This window comes from Stenotrophomonas sp. GbtcB23, from assembly GCF_019091045.1.
Lineage (GTDB): Bacteria > Pseudomonadota > Gammaproteobacteria > Xanthomonadales > Xanthomonadaceae > Stenotrophomonas > Stenotrophomonas rhizophila_A.
On the sequence record NZ_JAGXKC010000400.1, the window covers coordinates 1 to 272 of the forward strand.

Below are 272 nucleotides of genomic sequence, written 5' to 3' on the forward strand. Positions count from 1 at the left end.
GGGTCAAAATGTGACAGGTGATGGTGAATGCGAAATCAGGTAAGCCAGATAATCTTCGACTATTGGACCGATCTCAAGGGGGATCGCGGAGCTCCGCTGCGCACCGAGATCGATCCCACGGCGCTGCGCCATCTTCTCCCGCATCTCTTCATTGCAACGGTCGGGTTGGAAGGCTACCCCGTTTTCCGTCTGGCCGGTACGCGCATCTGCGATCTCTTCGGCCGGGAGCTGCGTGGCGCGGGTTTTGCCGAGATCTGGCTCGAGGACGATAG

1 protein-coding gene is annotated in these 272 nt (G+C 59.2%); it reads left to right on the forward strand.

Features of this window, described 5'->3' with window-relative positions; genetic code table 11:
- Positions 1-27: 27 nt before the first annotated feature.
- On the forward strand, positions 28-272 hold a 245-nt coding region (locus KVS69_RS19565), incomplete at its 3' end, for a PAS domain-containing protein (protein WP_254622303.1).